This is a genomic window from Aquimarina sp. AD10 (assembly GCF_003443715.1).
GTDB classification, from domain to species: Bacteria; Bacteroidota; Bacteroidia; order Flavobacteriales; family Flavobacteriaceae; genus Aquimarina; species Aquimarina aggregata.
The window spans coordinates 3,727,408-3,748,901 of sequence record NZ_CP031965.1 but is presented as its reverse complement, the minus strand read 5'-3'; the positions used below and the strand labels follow the sequence as shown (position 1 = coordinate 3,748,901).

Annotated in this window: 17 protein-coding genes; 4 read left to right on the top strand and 13 right to left on the bottom strand. The window is 34.2% G+C overall.

The annotated features are described in order from the left end of the window. Positions 1-152: 152 nt before the first annotated feature. Together D1816_RS15505 and D1816_RS15500 are read left to right on the top strand one after the other, a co-directional pair. Complete coding sequence (locus D1816_RS15505) at positions 153-1,565, top strand: ATP-binding protein (protein WP_232517363.1); 1,413 nt, start codon at positions 153-155, stop codon at positions 1,563-1,565. 23 nt (positions 1,566-1,588) lie between these two features. Further along, on the top strand, positions 1,589-2,368 hold the full coding sequence (locus D1816_RS15500) for an enoyl-CoA hydratase/isomerase family protein (protein WP_066312013.1): 780 nt from the start codon (positions 1,589-1,591) through the stop codon (positions 2,366-2,368). 144 nt (positions 2,369-2,512) lie between these two features. Here the strand turns inward: D1816_RS15500 and D1816_RS15495 are convergent, their stop codons facing one another. The 7 genes from D1816_RS15495 to D1816_RS15465 form a co-directional block, all read right to left on the bottom strand. Beyond that, on the bottom strand, positions 2,513-3,601 hold the full coding sequence (locus D1816_RS15495) for a hypothetical protein (protein WP_118504017.1): 1,089 nt from the start codon (positions 3,599-3,601) through the stop codon (positions 2,513-2,515). A 404-nt stretch (positions 3,602-4,005) separates the two neighbouring features. Further along, positions 4,006-4,743 (bottom strand): DUF4262 domain-containing protein, encoded by a 738-nt coding sequence (locus tag D1816_RS15490; protein ID WP_118504015.1) that lies wholly within the window; start codon positions 4,741-4,743, stop codon positions 4,006-4,008. Between the two features lie 5 nt (positions 4,744-4,748). Further along, a complete protein-coding gene (locus D1816_RS15485; RefSeq protein ID WP_118504013.1) occupies positions 4,749-4,991 on the bottom strand; it encodes an HNH endonuclease signature motif containing protein in 243 nt (80 codons plus the stop codon). A 30-nt stretch (positions 4,992-5,021) separates the two neighbouring features. Beyond that, positions 5,022-5,576 carry a transposase gene (locus D1816_RS15480; RefSeq protein WP_118504011.1) on the bottom strand — a complete coding sequence of 185 codons (555 nt, stop codon included), beginning with the start codon at positions 5,574-5,576 and terminating at the stop codon, positions 5,022-5,024. A gap of 265 nt (positions 5,577-5,841) precedes the next feature. Then, complete coding sequence (locus D1816_RS15475; protein ID WP_118504009.1) at positions 5,842-6,438, bottom strand: hypothetical protein; 597 nt, start codon at positions 6,436-6,438, stop codon at positions 5,842-5,844. Positions 6,439-6,449: 11 nt separating this feature from the next. Beyond that, on the bottom strand, positions 6,450-12,233 hold the full coding sequence (locus D1816_RS15470; RefSeq protein WP_147405037.1) for a DUF6443 domain-containing protein: 5,784 nt from the start codon (positions 12,231-12,233) through the stop codon (positions 6,450-6,452). Between the two features lie 14 nt (positions 12,234-12,247). Next, positions 12,248-15,475 carry a hypothetical protein gene (locus D1816_RS15465; protein WP_147405038.1) on the bottom strand — a complete coding sequence of 1,076 codons (3,228 nt, stop codon included), beginning with the start codon at positions 15,473-15,475 and terminating at the stop codon, positions 12,248-12,250. Between the two features lie 461 nt (positions 15,476-15,936). On the opposite strand from D1816_RS15465, the gene D1816_RS15460 reads away from it, so the two are divergent. Continuing rightward, a complete protein-coding gene (locus D1816_RS15460; protein WP_118504003.1) occupies positions 15,937-16,590 on the top strand; it encodes a hypothetical protein in 654 nt (217 codons plus the stop codon). An 8-nt stretch (positions 16,591-16,598) separates the two neighbouring features. On the opposite strand, the gene nadD is transcribed toward D1816_RS15460, so the two are convergent. Genes nadD through D1816_RS15445 form a run of 3 tightly spaced genes read right to left on the bottom strand, consistent with a single transcriptional unit; the run spans position 16,599 to position 18,665 of the window. After that, complete coding sequence (nadD, locus tag D1816_RS15455; protein ID WP_118504001.1) at positions 16,599-17,180, bottom strand: nicotinate (nicotinamide) nucleotide adenylyltransferase; 582 nt, start codon at positions 17,178-17,180, stop codon at positions 16,599-16,601. A 51-nt stretch (positions 17,181-17,231) separates the two neighbouring features. Continuing rightward, the gene (gmk, locus tag D1816_RS15450) at positions 17,232-17,804 is read right to left on the bottom strand and encodes a guanylate kinase (RefSeq protein WP_066319753.1); all 573 of its coding nucleotides are present in this window, start codon (positions 17,802-17,804) and stop codon (positions 17,232-17,234) included. After that, positions 17,805-18,665: a YicC/YloC family endoribonuclease gene (locus tag D1816_RS15445; RefSeq protein WP_066319754.1), complete on the bottom strand. Its 861-nt coding sequence runs from the start codon at positions 18,663-18,665 to the stop codon at positions 17,805-17,807. A gap of 269 nt (positions 18,666-18,934) precedes the next feature. Between D1816_RS15445 and D1816_RS15440 the strand changes: the two genes are divergently transcribed. Then, entirely contained in the window at positions 18,935-19,723 is a 789-nt protein-coding gene (locus tag D1816_RS15440; RefSeq protein ID WP_118503999.1) for a reprolysin-like metallopeptidase, read from the top strand. A gap of 96 nt (positions 19,724-19,819) precedes the next feature. Here the strand turns inward: D1816_RS15440 and D1816_RS15435 are convergent, their stop codons facing one another. From D1816_RS15435 to D1816_RS15425, 3 genes are all read right to left on the bottom strand, one after another. Next, positions 19,820-20,365: a GNAT family N-acetyltransferase gene (locus D1816_RS15435; RefSeq protein ID WP_066319759.1), complete on the bottom strand. Its 546-nt coding sequence runs from the start codon at positions 20,363-20,365 to the stop codon at positions 19,820-19,822. A 5-nt stretch (positions 20,366-20,370) separates the two neighbouring features. Next, complete coding sequence (locus D1816_RS15430; protein ID WP_066319761.1) at positions 20,371-20,922, bottom strand: CopD family protein; 552 nt, start codon at positions 20,920-20,922, stop codon at positions 20,371-20,373. Between the two features lie 83 nt (positions 20,923-21,005). Further along, positions 21,006-21,347 carry a GIY-YIG nuclease family protein gene (locus D1816_RS15425; protein WP_118503997.1) on the bottom strand — a complete coding sequence of 114 codons (342 nt, stop codon included), beginning with the start codon at positions 21,345-21,347 and terminating at the stop codon, positions 21,006-21,008. Between the last annotated feature and the right edge of the window lie 147 nt (positions 21,348-21,494).

Here is a 21,494-nt window from a genome sequence, read left to right as displayed (position 1 = left end):
TCGTAATTAAGATCAAGTGATTTCTTTTTGTGAATATGGGTGGTGTGTAAAAGGGAATTAAATGATTTTGGTGTGATATTTGCTATATTTATGATTCAAAAAATATTATGAAGCTACTCCAACTATCTCTCCGTACACGGATTTTTATCTCAATGACTTTATTAATATTTTTGGCTTCAATCTTAATTGCTGCAGTAACAATATATCAATATAAAGAAGAAGCAGAGGAGTATCACCAGGAACGATTAGAAAGAAAAGAAGAACGTATACAAATTGCTATTGATAATGTGCTCGAGAGCACTACCTATTTGGTAGATGAAGATCATGTAAAGCTTATTTTTAGAGATAAAAACCGCATATACCAAATCTCGCAAGAACATTCGTTGCCTATTAAAATCTATGATTTATCAGGCCAGTTATTAATTAAATCAGAAGGAGACTTTGTAGCTGATACTACAGATAAAGTACTTAGTCATGTGATTATCGATACTTTATCAGCTTTATTTGACAAACGTTATTTGGTTAAATCTGAAAAAGATGATAAAAAGTTCTTGTCATCTTATACCTATATCTCAGATAGTAAAGCAAAGCCTTTGGCAATTCTTAACCTTCCGTATTTAGAAGATGATGATTTAATTACACGTGAGCTTATAGAATTTTTACAGCGATTGGGACAAGTGTATATATTAATGTTACTTATTGCTGTTGCGTTGGCTTATTTTTTATCTAGATATATAACAAAATCATTAAAAACAATTTCGGATACTATAGATCAAACGCGACTTGATAAACGCAACAAAAGAATAAAAATAGGGGATGCCAGTGATGAAATTTATAGGCTGGTAAATGCGTATAATAGTATGATCGATGAGTTAGAGCAAAGTGCTGCGATGCTTGCTAAAAGTGAAAGAGAAGCGGCATGGAGAGAGATGGCCAAACAAGTAGCGCATGAGATTAAAAACCCATTAACCCCAATGCGATTAACTGTTCAAAGTTTTCAAAGAAAATTTGACCCTAATGATCCTAATATACATCAGAAAATTCAAGAATATAGCGATACGTTAATTCAGCAAATAGATACGATGAGTTCTATTGCCTCTGCATTCTCGAATTTTGCGCAAATGCCTGCACAAAAGAGTGAAATGTTAGATGTGGTTAAGATTGTTGGTTTAGCATTAGATATCTTTAATGAAGATTATATTATTTTCCCTACCGAGAAAGAAGAGATTATTGCTAAGTTTGATAGAACGCAATTGATACGTGTTGTTACTAATTTGGTTAAGAACGGAACCCAGGCAATACCCAAAGATCGCGTTCCTAAAATAATTGTAGATGTATTTTCAGAAAACGGAGAAGTGATCATCACAGTAGCTGATAACGGACTAGGAATTACCGAAGAAAATAAAAAGAAAATATTTGAACCTAAATTTACGACGAAAACAAGCGGAATGGGACTTGGTTTAGGAATGGTGAAAAATATTGTTGAAACCTATAACGGAAATATTACCTTTACATCTCAAGAAGGAAAAGGAACTGTTTTTAAAGTTAGATTTCCGAAAGAATAAAACAAACAAAATATACTTTTTTCATGTACACAAATATCCTAACATCTCAACGTAATGGGGTGACGACAATAACTATAAATCGCCCGTCTAAATTAAACGCACTTAATAAAGAAACGATACAAGAGTTACATGCTGCTTTTAGAGTAGCTGATCTTGATGCAGATACCAAAGTTATTATTATAACAGGTAGCGGAGAAAAAGCATTTGTTGCAGGTGCAGATATAAGTGAATTTGCAAATTTTTCTATTGCCGAAGGAGGTAAACTAGCAGCAAAAGGACAAGAATTATTGTTTGACTTTGTGGCAAACTTATCTACACCAGTTATCGCGGCTGTAAATGGTTTTGCTTTAGGTGGCGGACTAGAGTTAGCTATGGCTGCTCATTTTAGAGTGGCAAGTGATACTGCAAAAATGGGATTGCCAGAGGTATCTCTTGGTGTGATTCCTGGATATGGCGGTACACAACGATTGCCACAGTTAGTAGGTAAAGGAAGAGCGATGGAAATGATTATGACTGCAGGTATGATTGATGCAAATCAAGCAATGCAGTATGGGCTTGTTAACCATGTTACCACATTAGAAGAATTAATACCGCTGGCAGAAAAAATAGCGAGTAGAATTATGAGAAACTCTTCTGTAGCGATAGGGGCAGCAATTGCAGCCGTTAATGCGTCTTACGAGGATGGCGTTAATGGATTTGATGTAGAGATCGAACAATTTGGAAATTGCTTTGGTACCGAAGATTTTAAAGAAGGAACTACTGCTTTTTTAGAAAAACGTAAAGCAGATTTTCCTGGAAAATAAATAGTTATGTGTTGCTAGAGAGATCTTGCGAGATTAACAATCAATAAAAACGGGAAGTAGTTTAAACTACTTCCCGTTTTTATTATCTATTTGATTGTAGATAGTAATATTCACATTTTAGAATATTATTGTTTTGTATTGAATTTAATAGTTTATTCTAACAGGAAAAGAATTGCTTTCATACGCGCCACTGCGAATAAAAACTTCACCTTCAAAAAATGTTTGATCTCTATCTGAAAACAGAAATGATTCTGATTTTAAAGGGATTTTAAAGCTAAGTTCTGTTGCGTCGGGGTTTATGTTCTCAAAATTTTCATCGTCTTCATAAGCACCAAACGAGAATTGAAAATCACGATTTTGATCTTTAAAAATCAAATCAGTTCTTGTTCTTATCGTACTTAAGCCATTAGTGGGTAATAATTCTTCATTTACAAAATATCTTAATGCCTCTCCTGTTATAGTCAAGGTTTCGCCTTCTACAAACATCTCTTTGTTGATTGCATTAATTTTTGGAAGTTTTTGCTCCATAACAACAATATCTTTTTCATAATACGTACTAAGCCCGTTGTTGTACACTATAGATAAAAAATACGTGCCTACAGGTATTGTAAGAGGAATATCAAACCGTAAAAATCCATTAGTATTTACTTCGTGCCCTAGAGTAAATGATTCAAAAGTCGTTGCGTTTTCAAGTCGTACTCTTTCGATTCCGTTTGTAGTAACACCTTGTGTTATGGTATTAGAGGTATTTTGAAAATATAAGTAATCCGGAGTTTTATTGGTTCCGTCACCAATTGTATATGAAGTAATGGTAGTAGGTTCTATATTCGTAAAAATATCACCACGTACTAAAAAAGTATCACTGTATATTTGATTGGTAGTATTGTTTTTGATAGTTAAGGTATAGTCACCATTTCCAAAGGCTGGTGCTTTTATATATATTCTTTGCAAGTTACTTTCTGTATTTACCCATCCAAAACGAGTAGTTTCTACTTGGCTAAGTGTTACAGGAATGTTTTTTTGACCATCACTAAGTGTAATTTCCCAATTACCGATATTAGGATCAAAATCTATGGCAAAAAAAGTGATATCTCTTTCATTTAATGCAGGTAGTAAGACATCTTTTTCAAACTCTAAAAAACGAAAAGTAGGCGATATACTTTCTTCATCACTACTACATGAGTAAAAAAGTATACCGGTTAATATTGTTACTACAAAAATTAGTTTCTTCATTATTGTATTAAAAATTTGGGTTAGCGTTATCTGTTATTAATTAAGGTTATTTTACAAAATAAATTTTCTAAAATAGGATATTTGCTCGTGTTTATATAAAACATTACTAGTTAAAAGCTCAATATTACAAAAAATCAACTTAACTAGACTAGATAACACTAATCTGGAATTCGTACTACAGGATTTTGCATATAAAAAAGCCATAACATTTTTACATATTATGACTTCTTTCTTTTATTTCTTACTCATACGCTGCACAGATTGCAAATCTACGCTATCATATCCGAGCTATGTGGTATAAAAAAAGCCATAACATTTTTACATGCTATGACTTCTTTATTTCTTACTCATACGCTGCACAGATTGCAAATCTGCGCTATCATATCCGAGCTATCTGGTTAATCTCAAGCAGTACTATTGTCCCATTTGTTCCATTTTTTATCTATTTCATCTCTCCATAGCCCTTTGTTTATGCCTAGGCCAAGAGACTTATCAATAGAATTATCAATACCTAATAGTACACCAATAGGAACTATTCTGATATCTTCTTTTTCAACATCAGGACCAGCACCAGAAAACATTTCCCATTCATCTTCTTCCCATCTCATAATTTCTGTTATTAATTCTCCTTTAAGAGCTTTTAAATTAGTAATAACAGTAATATCTTTTGGGACTTTATAATTCCATTCATTTACTAACCATTGCCAAATTGGTTCTGTAGAAGTATTAAATTTATTGGATAATTTTGGTACATCCAGAGTATGGTGGTTGTTATCAGGTAATATTTGTATAGCTTGTATTTTATCCTTATCATAAAAATCATATGCACCCAACATCAACAATTTAGACCAAGAATTATCAACATTTGAAAGTGAAAACACCCCTAAAGATTCTATTTCTAATTTTAATTCTTGCCAATTTACCTTTTCTTGAAGCTTATCAATTACATTATTTATTATTATACTAACTTCTTCGTTTGTATAAAACAAACCTCCTGCAAAAGTAATTTCAAAGCCAAATTTATCAACTAAACCAATAGTGTAAGCAAATCTTGGATTTAAACCCTTTGAAACCATAGTTATATGGTAACCATATTTATTTATGTTAGATTCTATTTCTTTTAAAAAACTTTCTTTTCTCATTATTTCTATGATTTCTTTTTACTATGTATTTCTTTATGACATCCATCACATAAAATAGCTGTGTTTTCCTTTGTCGTTGGTCCTCCATCAGCGTGTCTTTTTATATGATGTCCTTTAGCTTCGTCAATTGTTATATCCTTTTCACAACCTTCGCATTTCCCCCCGTTTTCATTCAGCATTTCAGATTTTTCCTTTTTTGTCATAACCCTTTTTGGATCACGTTTACCAGGAGGTACACACCCGATCAAGCGGATTTTTAATCCGTGTTTTATACAAAACTAGAACATATTTAAGACTATGACTTCTAATTCGTTCTCTAAATCTGCATAATTTCTTGCAGAACTAAATAGGTAGTCTTCGGGATGTTTTACAATTTTATCTGCTACAGGATTATTATGAACATAATTTATTTTTTGTTTTAAAAACCAATTAGAATATACGACCTCTGCATGATATCCATCTTGCCAGACCTTATACTGTTGGTTTCGTTTTAAATGCTTGCATGTATTTTTAAAGTAATCTAGCATCCACTCCCTTCTGCTTTCTGGATAATCTATAATAGTCTGAATGATCTTTTTAGAAGTAAACTTTTTAAAATCTCGTATAGTATCAGATAATATACCTCCTTCCTTTGCTTTACAAACCAGATGGATATGACTTGGCATAATACTGTAGGCATAAAATTCTAAGCCTTTTTGTTGTTGACAATAACGTAAACAATCTGTAAGGATATATTTTTGCCTTGCTCTTGTAAATATATCAATCCAGCCAACAGTAGTTATTGTAATAAAATAGCCAAAACCGGGCATTGTAGCTTTATATTTTGTAGACATCTGTAATCTATCTTAATCTATATAACAATAATAGATCATTATAGTTTCGTTTTTTGATACTGAACTTTCTTAAATAAAAAACGATCACTATTAATGTGATCGTTTTTATTTGTACTCGTGTGGTACGGATTACAAATCCGCACGATTGGTGATAAAAAAAATCATAACATTTTTACATATTATGATTTCTTTCTTTTATTTCTTACTCATATGCAGCACGGAAAACATTTCCGCGCCATCATATCCGAGCTATCTGGTAGAAAATCTAATAAAAGGGTATCTCCGATTTTACTATCTTTTTTAGTCCAATATTTATTTTTTTTATTTTATTTTCAATATTACTAGTGCTTTCATTTGTTGCTAAATGATAAAAATAAATACCAAAATCTGACCAATCCCACACTATAAAATCAATTTCATTTTTAGTACAAAAAGCTAAAAATTCATAAGTAATTTTATTGTTTTCATCAAACCAATCTATTAAAGCAGGTGTATTTAATTCTTTAGTCGGCTTGTTGAACCTTAACAATAACTCATTTTTCTTTTTATCATTTTTGTAAGTTTGATAATTATCATATTCTTCTAGTAGAAGTTCTTTTTTATTCCAAAAAGAAACGCCTCTAAAATTATTGATATTTATATCAATATCTTTATCACTTTCAATTCTAGTAAAATCTGAAAATAAGATTGTTATAGAATCTTCAATAAGATTTTTTATGAATTTTGAGCCTTGGTCATCCATGTTAAAACCAAGACTATTGTCAAGACTTTTCCATATATAAACACTCAAGGTTGAATTTATTGGTGTTTGAAATTTTTCTTCAATAAATACATTATTTGATTCTTCAAATTTGTAAATCATTTTATTCTTTTTTAATGATCGTATGGATAAACTTTTTTATTACCTTTTGTATCAGTGGCATGAATATGACCTTGTGCATGGTGCTCAGGAACGCCTGGTTGACCTGCATCTGGGTGCCCATCAGGATGTTCCATCCATTGATTTTTCCCATTTGGGTTACGTTGACCTAAGTTCTTTGCTCCATTAGATTTCATTTTTTCCCAGTTTTTCCCTCTACTTGAGTTATTTAAATCATCGATAGCAATTTTTTCGCCTCCTTTTGAAACTCTAGGTACTTTGGCATGGTTTTTTGCATTTTGGACAGCTGATTTTCGTGAAACTTTAGGAGCAGCTTTAGGTCCTTTACCACCTCTAACTAATGCTGGTATCACATTTACTGCTGCTTGTACCTTTTCACTTGTAGAGGCATTAGGATCTAGATTTGTCGCTACTGCATCATCAATAGCATCTGCACCAACTAATGCAAGTGCAATATAAGTAATATCAACAACTAATGCTCTAACTGGATCTTGTTTATATGCTCCAGGTGGAGCTGGATTTATAATGCCATGTTGTTGTCCTCCAGATTGCATAGGTGCTTGATAAGTGGCATAAACAGGAGCACTACCATGATTTCCAGTGCCATCACCAATAGGTAAAGGTATATGAGATGCTGGATTAGTCCCTGGTTCGTGATTTGGAATATCATCTCCAGAGGTTGTTGCGCCTTCTAAACCTTCTAATTCAATTTTCCATACAGGATTATTATGTGCAAATTGATAAGTTGAGATAGAAACATAATCTGCCGATACAGGATCTATTCCAAAAAATCTACCAATGGCTGGATCGCCATTTCTATGTCTAAACGTTACCCAGTTTAACCCCAATTCTTCCTGACGTTCTTGACCTAAATAATCATAATTATGGTTTCTACCGCGTAATGTAGTATTATACCCTTGATGTTTTAAGCCAAATGGATATGTGTTATTTTCTTTCCTAATTTCATTAACAGCTACTAGACCATCATCATTATCATCTGCATAACTAAGTCTAATTGAATTAAGATGATCTTTATATTGATATACATATATCCAATCATTGCCATTAGGTTCAACATACCCTCCTGTATGATTAATGAACTTTAAAGTACCATTTTTGTATTGTGCTTTGCCTGCATATTCTGTTACTGTTACTTCACTTCCGTTGGTTACAATCTTTTTTTGTTTAGTACCAGAAGCATTATATACAAATTCGAATTTTTTCGTAGCTGAGTTGTCAAAAATAATTTCTGTAGGTAAATTGAGATGATTGTATTTTATCGAAGTAATTCCTTTATTATTGTCTTCTAAAAGATTACCATTGATATCATACGAATAATCATTTTCTGCATTCGTACCATCTTTAAAACCATAGGTTTTGTTACCAGTATCTGTAACGCTTAAGAGTTTATTACCTGTATCGTATTTATAGGCGAGTACATCCATATTTCCAAAATTAGAACTGTTCTGGAAACCATTTCTTGCTAAGGATAAAATATTACCCATTTTATCGTAAGTAATACTAGACACTACATATTTATTATCATTATCAGTAGCAGCAACAAATCGATTTAAATCATCATATCTATATCCATATGCTCTTTTAACATTATCATTAGCGGTTTTCCATAAGGTCTCACTGATATTACCATTATACAATGCTTTTGCGTATAAACCTTCGGTAGTCGTATTGTAATGAATACCAAAGCTAAACAAATCATTACCTAAATTCTCAACATCATTAATCCCAGTCATCCAACCCCGTACATTATAGGTGTAATCTATGGTTTGTAGACTTGACCCCTCGACTCCGCTCGAGGTGACAGAACCCCCAACTTTTTTAGAGATTAATTGTCCTAAAGCATCATAAGAGTTCTCTGCAATGATTTCTGTATCTTGATTATTAATTTGTTGGGTTTGCTTTTTTGCTCTCCCCATATGATCATATTCAAAATTATCTACAGTTATAATTGCAGCATTACTGCCTTTGGTATGAGTGGCAGTCGTTTTTAAGACTTTACCCACAAAATCCAATTCACTTTCTATAATATCCGTTGTATTTAGGTATTCATTGTTACTGGCTACATAAATAGGTCTTGCTTTATTGTCGTAATAGGTTACTGTGGTAATCCATTTATCTTCACCCAGTACTTTTACTTTAGAGCCTGTAGGCAGGGACCTGGTACGGTTTGTTATCGCCTCCCCAGACACCGTACCTGGATTTGCCAATTCTTGTATTGGTGTTGTTCCTAAAAACTCATAGTCATCATAATAATTGATGGTTAAAGTTTCTCCTGTAGTTACTTTAGGATAGCCACCATCATTATAACGAATACCTGTAGTGGTTTTATCTACCCATACATCATCACTATATGCTGTAGCTGCATCTTGTATAACACTTCTAGTTCTAGTATCGGTCATCTTACCTGTATAGGCTACTCTACCTAGTGCATCATACTTAGTAAAGAGCCATTGGCTCTCTTGTTTCAAAAGAGCATCCTGTGTTAAGATGGGTTGATCTAGTGTATTATATACAATATACTCCCATCCTTTACCTGGTATTTTCTTTTCGATAAGGCGGTTTCTGTAATCGTATTTGTATTGGTAACATAGTTCACTCATTTCTGTAGTACTTACCCCATCTGCTGTAGTTACTTTTGGTGGGATCACATAGGTAAGGTTTCCGAAATCATCATACACATAATAAGTATCATGCGCCTCCCCGCCACCTGCGGCAGAACTACCACCACCAGTATTAGGCACGGTATTATAGGTACGCTTTAAGACCACTCTACCACGTTTATCGGTATATTCTCTGGTCGTATGATTATTACCATCTACTGCGGTCCAGTTTTCATCTTTGGTACTAGTTACTTGCAATTCTCCTACTGGATAAAACTCCTGTTTGACTAAGGTCGGAGACTCGGTATCTGATCCTGTAAACTGTACTCTAAACTTGATGACTTCTTCTAATGTATTAATGTCCCAATCAAATTTTATGGTATGATCGGTATCTACATCTTTATTAGCTTTCCAGGCAGATCCTGGTGCCCCTTGTTCTTGTACTCTATTTAATGGTGAGGGTTCAAAAATACTCTCAGAATAGGCATTAAAATTCTGATGATCGGGCGCTACTGTAAAATCTGCTCCGTAGACATTGTTGTAATAGCTGTTAATATCAGTAACCACATTTACGCTTGCATAACTTCCTAAAGGAGTAGAGGTGCCAGTTGGTCTTTCAAAAGGCAAGTATTGTTGTGCCTGTCTGCCATACTGATCATAGGTAATATGGGTAACGATATCTTTAGCTTGTGGAGAAGCTTTGATCCCTACTTGTTGTTTTGGTCGTCCCAGTCCGTCAAAATAGGTGATGCTCTCGATCACATCTTTATTAAAATTGATGGCTGTTGCGGCATCCATCTCTTCTTGATAGGCTCTTGTAAAGACATAATTCTCATTACTGATCGTTATCCCAGCATAAGGCGTATCTGCACAACCATTATTTTCACCAAAAACATCTGGGCAATTATCATTTGCATTAGTCACATAACCGGTAGGTTGTATACTATACAATACACTTTGATTAGGATCTCCAAAACCATCTCCATCAGTATCTAAGTAAAAAGTCTGTGGCGCTATGTTGCTAATATTTTCTGTACTATCATTATAATCATCATCATTACGTACATAACCTGTGGGTTTAGTACATTGTTTTTTAGTACTATTCTTATCCCCAAAAGTATCGCCATCACCATCTTTATACCAAACTGTATTAGGTGTTAAACTTGCATCTGCGTCATTACAATCATTACCATTAGTTACATAACTATAGGCATCGCTTGGTGTGGCACTGCGATAAAACTTGATATTTGGATTTCCAAAAGTATCTTTATCCCCATCTCTATAGAAATTCTTGGGAGCAATGTTGGTGATAAACTCATTACTATCATCATAATCACTACCGTTGGTCACATAACTATAGGTATCGCTTGGTGCAGCACTACGATAAAATTTAATATCTGGGTTTCCAAAAGTGTCACCATCTCCATCTCTGTAGAAGTTCTTAGGAGCAATGTTGGTGATAAACTCATTACTGTCATCATGATCACTACCATTAGTTACATAGCTATGCGTATCTGCAGGAGGAAAACTTCTATAAAACTTAATACTTGGATTACCATAGGTATCTTTATCTGCATCTCTATAAAAGTTCTTTGGTGGTACGTTAGTGATATATTCATTATTATCATTGATATCTCCTTTTTTTCGCACATATTTTGAAGAAGGTTGCCCGCATTGTTGTCGCACGGTACTTAAGTCGCCTTCATTTCCAAAACCATCTCCGTCATTATCATAATACCATACGGTAAGCGGATTTAAAGTTGCATCACTATCATTACAATCTCCTGAGCCAGCAACACTACGCTTGTATTTTAAACCAGGACTGGTACATTGTTTTTTCGTACTACGTGCATAGTTATCGTTATCATTATCTAAATACCAAACTGTATTCGGGTTAAGCGTTTTATCGCCATCATTACAATCGCTACCATTAGTGACATAGACATAGCCATCGCTAGGGGCTGCACTACGATAATATTTAATACTAGGGTTACCATAGGTATCTTTATCTGCATCTCTATAAAAATTCTTGGGAGCAATATTAGTGATCCATTTATTGCCATCATCGCGGTCACTACCATTTGTTACGTATATATAACCATCACTAGGAGCTTTACTACGATAATACTTAATACTAGGGTTACCATAGGTATCTTTGTCTGCATCTCTATAAAAATTCTTGGGAGCAATATTAGTGATATGTCCAGTGCTATCATCGTAATCACTACCATTGGTCACATAGGTATGCCCGTCGCTAGGGGCAAAACTGCGATAATATTTAATATTAGGGTTACCATAGGTATCTTTGTCTGCATCTCTATAAAAGTTCTTTGGGGTTATGTTCGTGATATATTCGTTATTATCATTAATATCTCCTTTTTTTCGCACATATTTTGAAGAAGGTTGCCCACATTGTTGTCGTACGGTACTTAAGTCACCTTCATTTCCAAAGCCATCTCCGTCATTATCATAATACCATACGGTAAGTGGATTTAAGGTTGCATCACTATCATTACAATCTCCTGAGCCTGCAACACTACGCTTGTATTTTGAACCAGGACTGGTACATTGTTTTTTCGTACTACGTGCATAGTTATCGTTATCATTATCTAAATACCAAACTGTATTAGGGTTGACCGTTTTATCGCTATCGTTACAATCACGAGCATCAGTAACATAGCCACTAGGTTTAGCACTGCGATATACTTTATTGCTAGGATTCCCAAAACCATCTTTATCGTAATCACGATAAAAGTTTCGAGGAGCGATATTGGTGATGAGTTTGTTATTATCATCATAGTCACTATTATTGGTCACATACCCATTAGGGCGTCTACTGGCATATACCTTATTATTAGGATTCCCGTAGCTATCTTTATCCTTATCAAAATAGAAATATTTTGGAGGAAGATCTGTAATTAAAGCATTGTTATCATCCCGATCCCCGTATCTAGTTGAATATCCATCAGGGACATGGGTATCGCAAATTTTTTGACTAAAGACTCCATAGCCATCTCTATCGGCATCGCGATAGGAATAAATATTACAATTGTCACCGCCGCCGCCATCTTCGCCGCCGCCAAATTGTGAAAAAGCGCTTGCTGTACTCATCATGATAATGATCAGCACTATATAGTTTTGTATCTTATTTTTCATTGTTCTTGCCTTCATTAGTTCTTGTACCCATATTTGTTTTCTGAAATCAGTTTCCCCTCATCATCTTTTACATATTCCAATCGATTAAAGGTGTCATACGCATAATACATCGTATATCCTCTGGGATCTGTTACACTAGTTACCCCCACTAAAGGATCATAGGTAAATGAGGTAAGTTGACTATCCTTAAAATAGGCATGATCCCGTAATTGATTCATGAGATCACGTAGTGTGGCCTCAGTAGCAGCAGTGGTATCACTATTAGATGCTGTTTTTAGTTGATTAATTAGTGTAGTCACCGCTGCAGGCATCCCGATATAGGTTGCATGATCGATTTTAGCGATAGGATATAACTCATTATACCCCCAGATATAGATGCTATGACTGCCGTTGGTTTGTTTTACCTCTAAAGGATTACCTTTACTATCATAGTTTAGATACTCGATACGATCTTCTAAAACATCATTCCACTTAGCGGCTTGTACAATCTGGGGTAAGATCAAACCAGACCAATCTTTATAATTAGTACGCTGTTTAGTAACAAGCACATTGTTGATACGCGTCTCTTGTTGAATAGCAGTCCCTATACGTGGTTGAGATCCATTACTTTTTAGCGGTGAAATCGCAGCGAACTCTTCTGTCGTAAGTAATTCTCCTAATACCCTAATAGAAATCACATCATCTGGATAATAGGTCTTAGTCTCGATGACTTCTCCATTACTATCGGTAGTTGTGGTAGTTAACGGAAGCGTTCTGCCTACATATTCTCCAGGATCATAATCGTAGCTCGTTGTAGTTTTTACCGTACCCGATGGATAGTAATTTGTTTTTGAGGTTCCTGTCATCAGGTAACGTTCACTAATATTATCATAACTATCTCCTTCATTAAGTGCTCCTATTTTTCCCATCATGATATTTTTAGTTCTTCGGTCACCGTATGTAGTATAGCTATTCTTAGTGTCTTCTACTACTGAAAAATTTCCTGATGCTTTTTCATAACGATATACTTTTTGTTGTAATAATTGTCCTCTTCGATGAGAATAATCAGCGGCAGGAACAATTAAATTTCCTTGTCCATCAAAAACATTACTAGCGCTAATCGCTCCGTCTGATGCGTAACTATAAGTGTATTCGGTCTTACCGTTTTCTATCCCTTCGGTATATTCTGTAACATTGGTATAATTCACATGAGAACCACTTTGCCCATTTAAAGGAAACATCGCATTAGAACTTAGTATAGTTTGACTGCAACCTACACTTACGGGTACATTACGCGAGATAAACATAGGTGGATTTAACGACCTTCCACTTGATTGTGTGGTGTTTCCAAATTCATGATATTCATATCGTTTGGTCGTGAGTAAACTATTGTCCTGATCCCGAAACTGGAGTTCTTTAACACGTAATCCACCTGTGTAAGCAGCTTTTAATTCACCTTCACTGATAGTACCTAATTCTCTTGTATTCAATGAAATCGTAATATAATTATCTGATGGAATCTCATAACTCATCTCGATTGTATAGGTATCCGCAGCAAGATCTAATAAGATATCAGTATTTGTTTCTGTTTTAAAAATGGCATTTACTAATTCTCCATTACTTTTATACATTTTGATCTTAGGGCAATCTGCAGCATTCATATTACAAGACCTTTGTGCATATACCTTAACAGCGACTGTTTTAGATTCTGAAAGTGTAAAACTGGAGGTCACTTTATTAGGGCTTCCTAAATTATCTCTCATCTCCAAAGATGCTTCTGTAATAGGAGTACTAACGGTTTTCATTCCCACAAAAAAGTCCCTATTCCCATATACTGTATTGGGTTCAAAAATAAAGTGGGTACTACCTCCTGTAGGGTAGGTGATTTTTTCTAATAGTAATGCCTTGGCATGCGCTTCACTTATTGTTCGATCGGCCCCGTCAACTTCTATAGGACTAGCAACAGGACGATACACTATAGAAGGATATAAGACATCATTATCCGCACCATTATAATATCCCCAAAAATCTTGTGAAAATGAAAAACGCTCCGGTAACTCGTGGGTTTGATTATAGCTAAAACGATGTACTTTATTGCTCGCAGTACCTTTTTGTTGCGTAATACTTTTTAAATATAATCTATGTGTACGCTGGTCTACATCGCCCTTATCTGAAAACCTTGTAAATCCTGTTGCGATAAAATACCCCTGATCTAATACATAACTATCGATAATAGTATCATTACTATCTATTAATTGAACTCCTGTAAGGGCTTTATCATTCTTTACATCTGTACGGTTATGGTTATACTCAAACAAAATTTGTCCTTGTCTAGTGGTGATCGAGGATAAATAAGTAGGTTTATAAATATCTTCACTCATAGAAATTGGATCAGTAGCTCCGCCACCGAGACCACAATTACCAAAACCAAATAAGTTTTTACTTTGTCCTGTAACGTTCAAATACTTGATTTGTGCTGTTCCAGCGGTATATCCAAAATTAATCTGATTGCCTTTATAATCGGATATCTGAGTCAGATACCAACCTGAAGTATGAGATTTATAACCCGTTGGGAAATTTGCAGCAGACGATTCGAATCGAGTCTCCTTATCCTCATGTACTTTTTGTGTAGTTCCAGGAACGACTCCAAAAGTATATCGTATACCCATTGGGGTAGTAATCTCCCAACCAGAGATTAAATGACCATCACGAAGGGCTACAATTTTTAAATCACTTTTTTGATGTACGACAATATCCCCATTTTGATCAAAAAAGAATTTACCCGATAACCCAGCTACATTTATATGATACATGTCAGATTCAAAATCTTGAATGTCGTCTAAGGCATTTTGGAATAGTTGTCTACGTTCCTCGCTATCAAAGGGAAGGGAACGAAAATAATCCATAGTGTTACTGGTATTGATAAAACCTTCTTGATGATCATCAGCAATACCACGTACCTGACGAGAAATTATACCTCCAGCCTGCAAGGCCCATCCTAAACCTACCCGAGAGGCCATCTCACTAACTTTAATCCCTGAAGCATGATAACTTACCGATACCGAAGCGCTTAATGCACCATCTGCAATACTGGTGAGCGGTATCGAAATAGTAGGAGTTCCTGTAGAAAGACTCATTGGTATATCATCATACTTCCCTAGGGCAGCAACCTCGGGTGTAGGAGGTGATAATTGTGGTAATTCTTGTCCAAAGGTGAGTGTATAGCAGATACCCAACACCATAAACAGCAGTTGTTTTTTCATAAAAATATTAAATTGAATGACTTTTTAATTTGTTTTCCCGGCGGCAAACCTACGACCTAAATCACTTGCTCGCAATCGGATTATGGGGGTGTTTTTCCCTATGTCTTAACTTTTCGTTAAGAAGCACTAAACTTTTGTTGAACAACACAAAAAAAGTGTGTTTTAATGCATTTATTTCTTACGGTTTTCCTCATCTTTAATTTGTTTTATAATCAGATTTTGTTTTTAAAATGTTTCCCTATATACTATATGTTAGCAATAGCATAATTGTTACCTTCTCTTTTTAATTAATTTTGATTCAATAGTACGACTCGCCAGTTTCATTTTTCGAAACTGAAGAAAAAAAATGTGTTTTTTAAAATAAGTAGGAGTAAAGCATACTATTAATTTTCTATAATCATGACAATTTCATTTTTAAGTTTTTATATCTTTATATAGAAACTTAATAACACAATTATTAAATGAAAGCCCTTTATAAAAATCCAATTGCAATTATCTTAATTGTTATCGCCATTGCGGCTTTTGTTTACTTCGAACAGGAATTCCCACCGATTGATCTTTCTGATTTGGATCCAGGTAATGTGATCGCCATGTTAGGGTATATATCGGTTATAATGTTAATCGTTGAGCAGTTTATTGAGATTTTTGTTGATGATCCAAGTGAGAAAGCAAAAAAGAAATGCAAAGATCGTATTGCAGATATCGAAGCGTATATGGATGAGGTGAATACTCCGGTTGACCCAATGATGATTGATCCTGAAGAACCAATGGCCGAAGAAGAAACCTTAGCAGTAGATGATAAAATGATCGCTATGATCAAAGAAAAGGACAGATTAGAACAACAACTTATGAGTCATGGATTAAAAAGAGAACGTAGAACAACTATTGTTGCTTTTGCAATTGGATTGGTGCTTTCTTTTTCTGGATTACGACTTATGTCTGGTATTATATTTAATAATCCAGAAACAGAAGAACAATTGTTTAAGATACAGGTTACCATTATTCAATCCATAGATATTGTACTTACAGCAGGGATTATTGCGGGCGGAAGTGGTAGAATGCATCGTCTTATTAAAAGAATAAAGACAACTATAGGATCAGAAGATAGGTATTAAATATATTTTTATTGGTAAAAATTCATTTCGTCAATATATTGCCAAACGTCATGAGGTAACAAAGGTTTGATATTTTTACCTTCAGAAATCGACTTTCGAATAAATGTAGAAGATATCTCCATGATGGGCGCAGTAACACGATGTATTTTAGGATGATCGGTGAACTGTGTTTCTACTTGTCCTGATGCAATACGAGGATAAACATAAATGTGATGATTTTCTAGAATAACATCATAGTTTTTCCATTTATGAAATCCTTTTAAGTTATCCTCTCCCATGATAAGATTAAAGCTATCATTTGGATATTTTTCTTGAAGATAAATTAATGTATTAATCGTATAATTTGGTTGTGCCAGACCAAATTCTATATCACTAGGTTTTAATTTAGAATACGTTTCTGTAGCGCGATATACCATCTCGTAACGATGGTGGTTATCTAGTAAAGTACTTTTCTTTTTGAAAGGGTTATGCGGGGTAACTACCATCCATATCTCATCAAGATCCGAAAACTCTGCCATGTGATTTGCAATGGCAAGATGCCCGATATGAATAGGATTAAATGTTCCAAAATATAATCCGATTTTTTTCATAGAAAAGGTAGTTTTTGTTTTTCTAAGGAAAATATAAATAACCTAGTATAACTAACTTAAAAGAAATTTCTTTACCAATTGATAAACTTCTGCTTGGGCTTTCTCTAAATCATCATTTGTAACGATCGCATCAAATTGGGGCGCAGTAGCCATTTCTGTAGAGGCCTTTGCCACTCGCATATTGATTTTATCTTCAGACTCGGTTTTACGTTTTTTTAAACGTATTTTGAGTTCTTCTATACTTGGTGGTTTGATAAATATTGCCAGTGTTCTATCTGGGTAGATTCTTTTAATATCTAAGCCTCCTACTACATCAATATCAAATATTACATGTTTCCCAATATCCCATAGGCGTTGTACTTCAGTTTTTAAAGTACCGTAAAAATTATCACGATAAACTTCTTCCCATTCTAGAAACTCTTCGGCTTTAATTTTATCTTTAAACTCTCTTAGCGATAAGAAATAATAATCTTTGCCATGTATTTCTCCTCCACGGGGTTCTCTTGAAGCTGCAGAAATAGAAAATCCCAGATTTAATTCTTCTTTATGTAACAAATGTTTTACTAAAGTAGTTTTTCCACTACCAGAAGGTGCCGAAAGTACAATAAGCTTACCTTGACTCATTTATAAAACGTTTAGTAATTGTTCTTTAATTTTTTCAAGTTCATCTTTCATTTGTACAACTAATTGTTGCATAGGCGCATAGTTAGATTTACTACCAATAGTGTTAATCTCTCGACCGATTTCTTGTGAGATAAAGCCTAGTTTTTTTCCGTTCGAATCAGATGAATTAAGTGTTGATGTAAAATACTCTAAGTGATTTGCTAATCGAACTTTTTCTTCAGTAATATCAAATTTTTCGAGATAATAAATCAATTCTTGTTCAAAACGATTTTGATCTACATCTTCTTTAAGATCTGAAACTGCTTTATGAAGACGTTCTCTAACGCCTTCAATACGTTCGGGATCCATTTCAATAACTTTTTCAAGTAGCTCTCCTATATTTTTAACACGAAGAACAAAATCCTTCTCTAATGCTTCGCCTTCATCTATTCGATACTTTTCTATAGCATTTAAAGCATCTTGAAGAGAACTCTCAATGGCTTGAAATTCTTTCTCGTTAATTTCTTCTCTAACAGTTTTAAGTGCATCTGGCATGCGCACAGCCATTTTTACAAACTCTAGTGCATCGCCATTTGTATGTATTGCTTCTAATTGCTTGATATAATCTTTAACAACAGCTTCATTAATTTTTGTCGAGGTTTCTTCTGCGGTAATTTCTACGTATAAACCAAAATCTACTTTTCCTCTTACCAATGATTTGGCAATCGTGTTTCTCATTTTCAGTTCTTTTTCGCGATACTGAGAAGGAATTCTGGCATTGAGATCTAAGTTTTTGCTATTAAGAGATTTAACCTCGATAGTAATTTTTTTTGTAGGGAGCTGTAGAATAGACTTCCCGAAGCCTGTCATAGATTTAATCATAGAATTATGCTAAAAAAGTTGCACGAAGATAAGGAAAAGTCATAAGATCAAAGCTCGAACTCCTAAGTAAGCAATGAAAATTTAGTATTGACATGATTTTAATCGTGTAAAAACAATGTAGAGTTGATCAAATTGGTGTTAAAACAAGGAGCAAGATATATCATAATTGAAGTATAAATATTGGTGAAAGTTTTCTTAAATGTTAGAGGGCTAACATTTAAGAAAACCTATATCATCCAAATTTGTGAGACAACTTAAATATATTAATTATGAAAATTTTCAAATTTTCTATGCTAGTCATTTTGGCTTTAAGCGTAGTACAATGCACAAACGATGCAAACAATGATGTTCAACCAGAAAATTCTCTTGATCAAGAAAAAATACCTTCTGAGGTTTTAGCAAAACTAGAAAGTTTAGGTTTTGATATGGAGAAAACATCGATTAAATCTTCTAAAGGAGGATTTATCGTGGACGGAGATATTTTTTTTACAGATAAATCTGTGAAAGAAGAAAATCTCCAAAAGCAAGCATTTTTTGGTATTGTTGATTGTAACAGAGCAGGTAATATTAGAATTCAGAATGCTTTGGGTAATAATGCTGCAGGAAGAGGCTTTAGAAGAGGCCTTAACTTATGGAATAGGGTAAATAATACAACTCTTCAATTAGTAGAGGTGAATTCTAATCCCGATATTTTAGTGCGTTTATCTACCCCTGGCGAAATAGGTGGATGGGGTCTCGGAGAGTTTCCTACAAATGGAGTAGAAGGAGACTTGATCATTTTGAACCTTAACGAACCTAGTATTGATGGAGATCCAGTAACAGCGAGAGAATGGGGTAATATATTAGCTCATGAGATTGGACATAATATTGGATTTGTACACTCTGAGCAGGATAATTTAGGGACACGTGTACCTGGAACACCCCTTGGTGATCCTAATTCAATTATGGTTTCTGGATCTAACCCTAGTGTGGTTTTTAACGCAAACAATGTTTCTGTAAATGATGGTAGAGCTGTTGGGCGTATGTATAGCAATAATAGTAACAGATTATGCCAATAACTAAGTAAATATATTACGATAAAAGACTGTCTAAAAATACTATTTAGGCAGTCTTTTTATGTTGTGTTATGAATCAAATCTTAAGAAAAAATAATCTCAAATATTAATAACCATTGTAATTTTATCGATATACTTTTCGTTCTCGTTAAAAAAACAATCAATCCGTCCGCACTCTTTAAATCTCATTTTTTTATATAATGCAATACCTGCTACATTCGTTGCGTATACCTCTAACCAGATGATTTTGATCAAGGTGTTTTGCTTAGACCAATCTATAGCATTTTGAATCAAAAATGTACCGACACCCTGATTTTGCCATAATGTATGTATGCCCATTCCTATTACCGCTGTATGAGACATTTTTTTTCTCCAACTGCCGGTAAGATCAATATTACCTACAATATTTCCTTCATTTTCTGCAACTAGCAAAATACTGTTTGGTTGTTTTTGATAGCGTTTAATCAACTGATGCTCTTCGGTAACATTATTTGAATATTCATAATCAAATAACGGAATTGTATCTGTGTTTTTTAAATACTCAAGTTTAAGTTTTAGCAATTGTGCTGCGTCTTCTGGCACTGCTTCTCTTATAGTTATAGCGTGATTGGATTTTGTTTGATATGTTTTTTGAAGAAAATTCAAGGTGACTACGCATTGGGATTTTTATCTCGAACTCTTTTATAAAATTTGATGCCTACCATTAGCAGTACAGCTAAAGAGATAATACCTATTACACCATAAATCCAGTTTACGGCATCTCTAACAATAACTAAGAAAATCACAGAAAATAAAATGATGGTAGAACCTTCGTTCCACATACGCATTTGATTCGAAGACCACTTTATAACATCGTTTTGTAATTGTGTATAGATATGGTTGCATTTTAAATGGTAAGCAAAAAGAAGTATTACAAAGCCCAGTTTAACATGCATCCAAGGTTGCTGCAACCAGGCTGGCATTAAAATAAGTAACCATATCGCAAACAATGTTGCTAATATGGCAGAAGGCCAAGTGATGATAAACCACAAACGTTTAGCCATTAGTTTAAGTTGATCCCCTAGTATTTCTTTATCAGGAGAAGGTTTTTGAAATGCTTCAATTTGATAAATAAATAATCGTGGTATATAAAACAACCCCGCAAACCATGTTATTACAAAGATGAGATGCAGGGATTTTATGTAGTTATAGTATTCGAGCATATGTTTTGATTAAAATGCCCCCTCGACTCTGCTTGGGATGGCGGGGTGACTTTAGTAAATGAATTTCAAAAATATAAAAATAATCACGCACGGTCATCTCGAGCGGAGTCGAGAGGTAAGAAATTCTTAGAATGACTATCATTTTTACATTCTGATAATAACTTTAATAAATCAAACTGACCATTTGCCAATGCCAACTTTTTCTTTCTACTCCATTTTTTAAGTTTCTTTTCAAATCGTTCAGCTTGTTCAAATTGCATAAATTCTTGATGGAATATTAATTTAACAGGCCTTCGGATAGAAGTATAAGAATTGTCATTTAAGCCATTATTATGTTCATTTATTCTTCTCTCAAGATTGTTAGTTAATCCAATATAAAGGGACATATCTGAACATTCAACAATATAAACAAAATAATACTTCATAATTAGCTGCCCCTCGACTACGCTCGGGATGACAGTAGATTTAATTTAGTTTCATAATATAAAAATAATCACGTACTGTCACCTGGAATATGGCCAAGAGGCATATGTTCAAACTTATTCAACTCCAGTTGGGGTGATATGACGGTA

What these genes read in the sequence shown, in the direction of transcription:
- nadD (WP_118504001.1), bottom strand. Translation starts at nt 17,180, where the DNA reads ATGAAAAAAATCGGATTATATTTTGGAACATTTAATCCTATTCATATC.
- D1816_RS15425 (WP_118503997.1), bottom strand. Translation starts at nt 21,347, where the DNA reads ATGAAGTATTATTTTGTTTATATTGTTGAATGTTCAGATATGTCCCTT.
- D1816_RS15440 (WP_118503999.1), top strand. Translation starts at nt 18,935, where the DNA reads ATGAAAATTTTCAAATTTTCTATGCTAGTCATTTTGGCTTTAAGCGTA.
- D1816_RS15495 (WP_118504017.1), bottom strand. Translation starts at nt 3,601, where the DNA reads ATGAAGAAACTAATTTTTGTAGTAACAATATTAACCGGTATACTTTTT.
- D1816_RS15500 (WP_066312013.1), top strand. Translation starts at nt 1,589, where the DNA reads ATGTACACAAATATCCTAACATCTCAACGTAATGGGGTGACGACAATA.
- D1816_RS15490 (WP_118504015.1), bottom strand. Translation starts at nt 4,743, where the DNA reads ATGAGAAAAGAAAGTTTTTTAAAAGAAATAGAATCTAACATAAATAAA.
- D1816_RS15430 (WP_066319761.1), bottom strand. Translation starts at nt 20,922, where the DNA reads ATGCTCGAATACTATAACTACATAAAATCCCTGCATCTCATCTTTGTA.
- D1816_RS15480 (WP_118504011.1), bottom strand. Translation starts at nt 5,576, where the DNA reads ATGTCTACAAAATATAAAGCTACAATGCCCGGTTTTGGCTATTTTATT.
- gmk (WP_066319753.1), bottom strand. Translation starts at nt 17,804, where the DNA reads ATGAGTCAAGGTAAGCTTATTGTACTTTCGGCACCTTCTGGTAGTGGA.
- D1816_RS15460 (WP_118504003.1), top strand. Translation starts at nt 15,937, where the DNA reads ATGAAAGCCCTTTATAAAAATCCAATTGCAATTATCTTAATTGTTATC.
- D1816_RS15465 (WP_147405038.1), bottom strand. Translation starts at nt 15,475, where the DNA reads ATGAAAAAACAACTGCTGTTTATGGTGTTGGGTATCTGCTATACACTC.
- D1816_RS15505 (WP_232517363.1), top strand. Translation starts at nt 153, where the DNA reads ATGACTTTATTAATATTTTTGGCTTCAATCTTAATTGCTGCAGTAACA.
- D1816_RS15445 (WP_066319754.1), bottom strand. Translation starts at nt 18,665, where the DNA reads ATGATTAAATCTATGACAGGCTTCGGGAAGTCTATTCTACAGCTCCCT.
- D1816_RS15470 (WP_147405037.1), bottom strand. Translation starts at nt 12,233, where the DNA reads ATGAAAAATAAGATACAAAACTATATAGTGCTGATCATTATCATGATG.
- D1816_RS15475 (WP_118504009.1), bottom strand. Translation starts at nt 6,438, where the DNA reads ATGATTTACAAATTTGAAGAATCAAATAATGTATTTATTGAAGAAAAA.